General features: G+C 69.8%; 4 protein-coding genes. 1 reads left to right on the top strand and 3 read right to left on the bottom strand.

Annotation, left to right across the window (positions count from 1 at the left end):
* On the top strand, nt 1–1,415 hold a 1,415-nt coding region (locus tag WBA11_RS16870), incomplete at its 5' end, for a hypothetical protein (protein WP_424521811.1).
* Between the two features lie 148 nt (nt 1,416–1,563).
* Here WBA11_RS16870 and WBA11_RS16865 read toward each other — a convergent pair.
* Genes WBA11_RS16865 through WBA11_RS16855 form a run of 3 tightly spaced genes read right to left on the bottom strand, consistent with a single transcriptional unit; the run spans nt 1,564 to nt 6,432 of the window.
* On the bottom strand, nt 1,564–5,160 hold the full coding sequence (locus WBA11_RS16865) for a UvrD-helicase domain-containing protein (protein WP_424521810.1): 3,597 nt from the start codon (nt 5,158–5,160) through the stop codon (nt 1,564–1,566).
* The gene (locus tag WBA11_RS16860; protein ID WP_424521809.1) at nt 5,157–5,780 is read right to left on the bottom strand and encodes a hypothetical protein; all 624 of its coding nucleotides are present in this window, start codon (nt 5,778–5,780) and stop codon (nt 5,157–5,159) included. Before WBA11_RS16860 ends, WBA11_RS16865 begins: the two co-directional genes overlap by 4 nt.
* Before the next feature lie 49 nt (nt 5,781–5,829).
* The gene (locus WBA11_RS16855) at nt 5,830–6,432 is read right to left on the bottom strand and encodes an RNA polymerase sigma factor (protein WP_424521808.1); all 603 of its coding nucleotides are present in this window, start codon (nt 6,430–6,432) and stop codon (nt 5,830–5,832) included.
* Between the last annotated feature and the right edge of the window lie 332 nt (nt 6,433–6,764).

Below are 6,764 nucleotides of genomic sequence, written 5' to 3'. Positions count from 1 at the left end.
GCGTTGACGTCCGGCTCTCGAACCTCATCCGGCTCGCCGAGACGCCGGACCCCGCCTTCGTCGCCGTCGTCGAACTCGCCGACGGTCGCCCCTCCCGCGCCTTCGTCGTCCACATCGACGGTGCCCTCGTCCGCCGCGTCCTCGAACGGCGCTGGCGCGTCGAGAACACGCCTGGCAAAGCTCTCCACCGCTCCAGAATGTCCGTCCCGTACGGGACGGACCACGAGCTCAACGCGCTCACCGGCTCGGCCCTCCTCGGCTCGCTCGACGTGGCCCCCGCCGGTCCGGCCTACGCTCGCTGGAAGTCCGCGCTCCTGGAGGAGGCCGGGTTCGAGGAGGGGCCGATGGTGGCAGGCCTCTTCGTCTCCGGCTCCGACGCGGCCGTCCGCCTCGCCGAGGTCGAGATCGGTCTCGCGCCGTCGGCGCCCATCGGCGGCTTCCGGCTCCGCCCCCTCCGGTTCGGTCTCTTGGGCGCCGAGCCCGTCGCGGACATCCCAGCGGGCGAGTTCTCGCTCGCCGATCTCCCCGAGCCGTCCGACGTCACAGTCACCGTGTCGGCCCCGGACCTCGGGCGCCGGATCTCGGTCCCTGGCAGGCTCCGCGTCCCCCACCTGTTCGGCCCGACCGTGGCCGAGACCCTCGGCCACGACCGCGTCCCGTTCCGGGTTGAGACCGACGTGTTCGAGCTCCGCGCCCGCGGACCCCACGCCGAGGTCTCGTTCTGGATGGCGTCTGCCGACGAGCGTGCCCCGCTCAGGAGGGTCCGCGACGCTCTCGAAACCGTCCGGCTCTTGGCCGAAGCCGCCCAGGGAGGGCACGACGTTGACCTCGCCGTGACCCGCGACGACGGAGTGGTCTTCCACTTCCGCCCGGACCTCCGCCCCGACCACCCGCCGTGCGGGTGGGTCGTCCCGCAGGCGTTCGTCCGCCTCGACCTCGCGTGGGGGTTGGCGCGAGCGTTCGAGATCGAGGACACCGTCGAGATCTCCCCAACCGAGCTCTTCGGCGATCCCGATGCGAGCGTCATGCTGGCGGCGATGATGGGGACCGCCGGAGCGCCCTCCTTGAAAGGCCCGGACCCCGAAGTCACGTTCCGTCTCCGGGGGCCTGAAGCTCACATTCCTGGCCACGGCGATTCCCCCTTCGTCCTCGGCTACGGAGCGGTCTTCGGGGACCACCAGCTCGTCGCGCTCCTCCGGCTCGACGGGCCGATCGTGCAGACCCACGCCGCCGAGGGCGAGGGCGACTACCGGGTCCCGTTCTCGCGTACCGAGGCCGTCTACGCCCGTGCCTACGCCGAGGGCGAGGCCGTCCCGACATCCGACGTGCTCGCTCAGGTCGCGACCAACCGCGTCGGGTCCCGGACCATCTGCGTGATTCCTCCCTTCGGAGCGCTCGGCGTGTCCTCGGAGTAGCGCTCACAGGACGTGATTTCCTCCGAGTTGCCAGCGGCGCGGGGTTGCATCTCGGCGACCCGCCACGGCCTCACGAACGGGTTGAGGACCCGACCCCCCATATAAGGCCGACCAGCGGAAGCCTAATTCCATTTCCTGCGTAGGGGCCTCACCCCGTTTCAGAACGAAGCCAGTGGGGGCAGACGGTGCGTGACCTGCACCGATCGCACGACCACGCGCTCGGTGACGCTGCGTACTCCCCGTCTATCATCGCCTCCAAGGCGCTCGCGGCTTGCGCAGACGTCTTCGCGACGCTAGCACCGGGACCGAACTTGAAGTCGTACAGGGTGTCGTCAGTGATCGAGTACACCTTCGGCACCAAGTCGGGATGGTGATCGCGGAGGAGGACGAAAGGGAGCCTGCGAGACGAGGACATCTTGCTCCACAAGACCCCCGATCCGTCCGCCGACAAGCTCCGGGCGTACGACTCGACGCGAACCAGAATCGCGACCGCCCGGCCTCCGTCGGTGTACGCAGCGGCGAGCTTGAGCGGGACGGTCACGCCGGGGTCAGCCGTTGCGGCCAAGGCTCGGAGGTCGATCGGTCTGTACTCCTGAGCCGACGGTTCGAAAGCCCTTGCGAAGCCCAAGGCAGCACGGCGGGCGAACCGGTCGAATAGGTCTCGGTGGGGGTGGTCAGCGTGTTCTAGCGCGACGGCGCCCCAGGTGCCCTGGAGATGGGCTTCCGCCTCGTGCGGTAGGAGCGGGCGGCCCAGCGCATAGGCGTGGGGGACGCACCGGCCGACGGCACCCCGCACGGCCGCGAGAAACCGGGGGTAGAGGGGAGGGGACCCCTCCGGTAGCCGCACCCGGGCCACACTCCGGATGTAGGCGTCGAGTGCGCACGACCCGCTGTCGAGGTCTCTAGGGTCGAAACGGGCGTTCGGTCGGCGGCCCCACACTGGCCCGAAGGGCACCGACGACTCCTCGTCGCGTGCGGTCTCCTCCCAGCGCTCGACGGGCACTCCGTAGCCCTCGGTCCACCGGAGGAGGAGCGGGGTGGGTGTCCGCGCTCGTCCGCCGACCGACTTGGCCTCCGCGTACGACACCGCCAGCGCGCGCTCCGCTCGGGTTACCCCGACGAACAAGAGCGCGTTGGCCTGTTCGTCCTCTTGCTCAGTAGGGGGCTGAAGGTTGGAGGGGAAGTACGGGTATGCCTTGCCCCCGAACTGAGGGCGCGTCTGACCGACGACGCACACGCACGGGAATTCCAGCCCCTTTGCGGCGTGGCACGTCATGACCTGAACGGCCCCCTCGATCCTCTGCGGCGTCCGGGCCGTCGGCGTCGCGTCCGTCAGCCGCTGGCGGAGGTGGTCCCCGAACACGCGCCGGGATTGGCGGCGCGAGCGGGCTCGCTCGTCAGCGTCACCTTCTGATGACGTTCCAGATCGGTGCGCCGCCGCCTGCGAAAGGGCCGTGAGGGACTCAGACAGGCGGAGCGTCGCGATCACCTCTCCCAAGTCGTCGGCCGTAGGCGCCCCCCGTTCGACGTCGTCGAGCAGCCGTCGGAGGAAGTCGCTCGCGTCGAAGAGAAACGCGGCCATCATGTCGAAGGCGTCTCCGAAGAACGTCTCGCAGGCCAGGGCCTCGTGCGTCGAGACGACCTCCGTGACGAGGGCCGACGCGTCCCCCGCCGGGGCGCCCACGCCCCCATCTCGAGCGACCAACGAGCAGAGGTCAGCGACCGCCGCGTCGATCTCGTCTGGGCTGTACCGACGACGCCCGAGAGCGTGAGCGAGGCGCGCGAGCCCGGCGCGCCGGGCGGCCGACCCGCCGTCGTGGAGCGTAGCGACAACGGCCAGGTCACCGGCCGCTCCTTCGGGCGTCATCAGTCCTGCCGCGACCGCGCGGATCTGGTGGTCGGCCAGCGCCAGCACCACGTCGCGAACGTCCACGTTCCTACGGCACAGGACGGCGATGTCCTCCGGGGCGGCCCCCCGCCGGACCCACTCCGCGACTTGGCGCGCGACCCCCTCGTACTCGGCGCGGTCCGATGCGGCAACGGCGACGGTGACGGTCGGGCCACCGGGGAGGGGGGAGACGTCCGCGCCGGCTACCAGGTGCGTTTCGCAAGCGGGTCCCTCCGCGTCGGGGTCCCCGAGTAGCGTCGCCAGTTGGTTCGCTGCCCTGATGACCTCCGCCGTTGATCGGTACGTGTGACGCAGCCGGTAGACCTCCGGCTCATCGAACGCCTGCCCGAACTCCGTCACGTTCTCGGGCGCCGCGTTCAAGAACTGGTAGATCGTCTGGTTGGGGTCGCCGACAACCCACGGTGGGTTGTCTGGGCCGCAGAGCTCTTGGAGCAGCGCGCTCACCGCGCGCGACACGTCTTGAAACTCGTCCACGACCACGTGCGCGAACCGGGACCGGTACGCATCCCGGATGTCCGGGCAGGTCTCGAACAGGGTCAGCGAAAGCGAGATGAGGTCCGAGAAATCGAGCGCCCCCGCACGCTGCTTCGCGGCCTCGTACTCCTCAAAGACCGACCCGAGGGCCAGAGCTGACGCCCGCCCGTCCTCATCTTCCGGGAGGGCCTCGACGTGGGTGCGGAAGGCGGCGGGCGACCAAGGCGTACCGGCGGGGTCGAGCCGTTGCTTGAGGTAGTCGAGGTGGCGACGTACGGACGCCGCCGTGCCCTGGAGGTCTTTGAGGTCGAGGATTGCGTCGGCGTCGGCGTCCCCGAGCACGTGCAGGATCAAGACCTCTTGGGCGGCCTCGCCCAAGATTGGGGCGGACTCGTCCACCACCGGGTCTAGACGGTGGCCGTGCTGGCTCAGCAGCATCCGACAAAAACTGTGGAACGTCGTCGCGGTCACCTTCCCTGCCGTCTCCTCCGAGACTCCCGCGTTGGCAGCGGCGGCGGTGATCCGGGACGCGAACTCCCCGGCGGCCTCGTTGCTGAATGTCAGCGCCAGCACTTTCTTGGCGGAGTCGTTGGGGTCGAGGCCCGCCTCCACTCCCTGCTGGACCGCCCAGAGCGCACGAGCCACGAGCGTGGTCGTCTTCCCACACCCCGGACCCGCTACGACCAGCGCTGGACGTCGAGCTGGCTCATCTGCCCGGAGGCGCCCTGCGTCGTGGGCCGCCGCGGGTCCTTGGTCTTCGTTGAGGGCAGCCGTCCACGGATCGGGCGGAGGAACGTCGAGGGGCGTCCCGGTTACGGACCGATACAGCCCTTCAACGAGTTGCGCGCGGGCGACGCGTGGGGCCACACCGAGCGCGGCAGCCACAGACTTGGTGTCGGGAAGGCCGCCTCTCCACATTCGCATTGCCGCGTCCGCGGGGCAGGCGAACTCTAACGCGAACGCATCCGCCTCCGACTCCTCCCGGCTCTTTCGGGTGTACCGCGCGACGGCGGGCACCCGCTCGTTGGTCGTATACGTGCCGCTCGTCGTCGGGTCCGGCTCGGCGTCCAGTCGGCGGAGCCGGTCGTGCCGCTCGACGTGGCCCACCTCGTGGGCGATGACGCGGACCCGTAGAACAGGGTCCGCGTCGAGCTCGATGTTGTAGAACAAGCAAGGCCCCTTTACCTCGGCCCGCCCGTCCCGCACCTTCGCCGATACGACGGCTTTGGCCTCGACGCGGTGTGTGTCCCACAAGTAGGCCACCAAGCGGTCGTATAAGGCCAGCGGGCCGAGTGCGAGGTCTGGGTCTAGTGCGAGACGCAGCGCCAGACCGTCGCGTCGGGCGTTGAGGAGCGATCTCATGAGGGGTCCCCGCCCTCGGCGTGCAGCGACCGCCACTGCTGGGCGTCCTCGTCGGTCATCTGTGACCGGGCGATGATCTCGTCGAACGTAGGCGGCGTGGGGTCTGCGGCCCCGTCCCGCGATGCGGCCATCGCGCTCATGGGGCGGTTGTGCTCGAAGGCGTACAGGGACGGCCCGTAAGGCATCCCGAGCCGCTCGGCCGAGAGATCCACGAAACGGAGAACGGTGGGGCGGCCCACCACCTCAGGGTAGTCGTTGGCGTCGTCGATGAACTCGACGGTGGCTCCGAGCGCGTCGGCGATCTCGCTCGGCCGCTTCCCCGTGTTGTGGACGGCGAGGGTCATGAACGGGTGGGGGTGGACGTCTCCGCCGTCGGGGTCGGCGGATCTCGACGCGGACGCTGCGGCGAGGGCGACGACCGACCGGGTCCGGTCGGCGTCTCCAGGATCAGCACGTAGGCCGTCGTCCTCGGCCATTCCGAGCGAGACGTCGCCCAGCAGTTGAGCGAGCTCGGGGTCGTGCTCGGCGGCCTCCATGATTGGTGCGGTGAGGTCCGGGCGGCCCGCGTCGAGAAACGCTACGAACTGCTCGGTGAGGTAGAGTCGGTGGGTCTGGGTCATGTCAGGGTCGGAAGCGTGGGGTAGAAGCGTCGGTTGGTCAAAGGGGGGCCTAGCCCTCGTGCATCAGCGCGCGCATCGCGGCGCGGGCGCGGAAGAGGCGGGCCTTCATCGCGTTCTCGTTGCACCCGGCCTCACGTGCCAGGTCTGCCAACGGCTCTCCGTCTGCGTGGTGACGGCGGAGGATGTCGGCTTGGTCGTCCGGGAGCCGGGCCAGATACGTCTCGGCGTCGAGGCGCGCCGCTTCGGCGTCGCGCGTGTCGGTGCCGCCGTACAGATCGCTCAGGTCGAGGGCCGTCCCGTCGGGCTGCGATTGCTCCAAGGGCACCGTGCTGAAGGCGTCGGGGTCGCGCCGTCGCTTGACGTCGCGGTAGGTGTCGCGGACGTGGCCCTGGACGACCCGCTGCGCGATCCCAAGCAGCCAGCCCAGCGGATCCCTCGTGACGTCGAACGTGTCGGCGCGCTCGAGGGTCACGCGGGCCACGTCGCCGAACAGGTCCCACGTCACCTCTTGGGTTGGGGGGACGTCGAGCCGCCCCGAACGGTGGCGACCTCTCAAGTCGGAGTAGAGGTAGCCGCGGATGCGGTCGGCGTTCGTCTCCAGAGACGTAACGAGCAGATCGTGGGCGGTGAGGGTGGCGGCGGAGGTGTCCATACAGGGCGGGGGGCACGTGGAAAGAGACGGCAGGCAAGGGCCGGTGACACATCCAGGTTGCCAGCCGGGACCTGTTGGTTACCGCGTCGGCAGAAAAAGGGAGCGACCGTCCCACGCGCTGGCGGAGAAAGATCGAGACGGCGAGTAACCGGTGCGCGGTGGGCGGCAACCTGGATGCTGAGCCCCAAGCCTCCCTGGCCGGGCACGATCGCAGCGGACGCAGCAAGGGCCCGCTCCACAAACCACCCCCTTATCAGATGACTACCCTCTTCGCCGAATCCGACGCCGCCGACGACGTCCAGACCCTCGACGTCCCCGACGGCGCCACCGCC

This window comes from Rubrivirga sp. (assembly GCF_049648075.1).
Classification (GTDB): Bacteria; Bacteroidota; Rhodothermia; order Rhodothermales; family Rubricoccaceae; genus Rubrivirga.
This window is presented reverse-complemented; position numbering and strand designations above follow the sequence as displayed.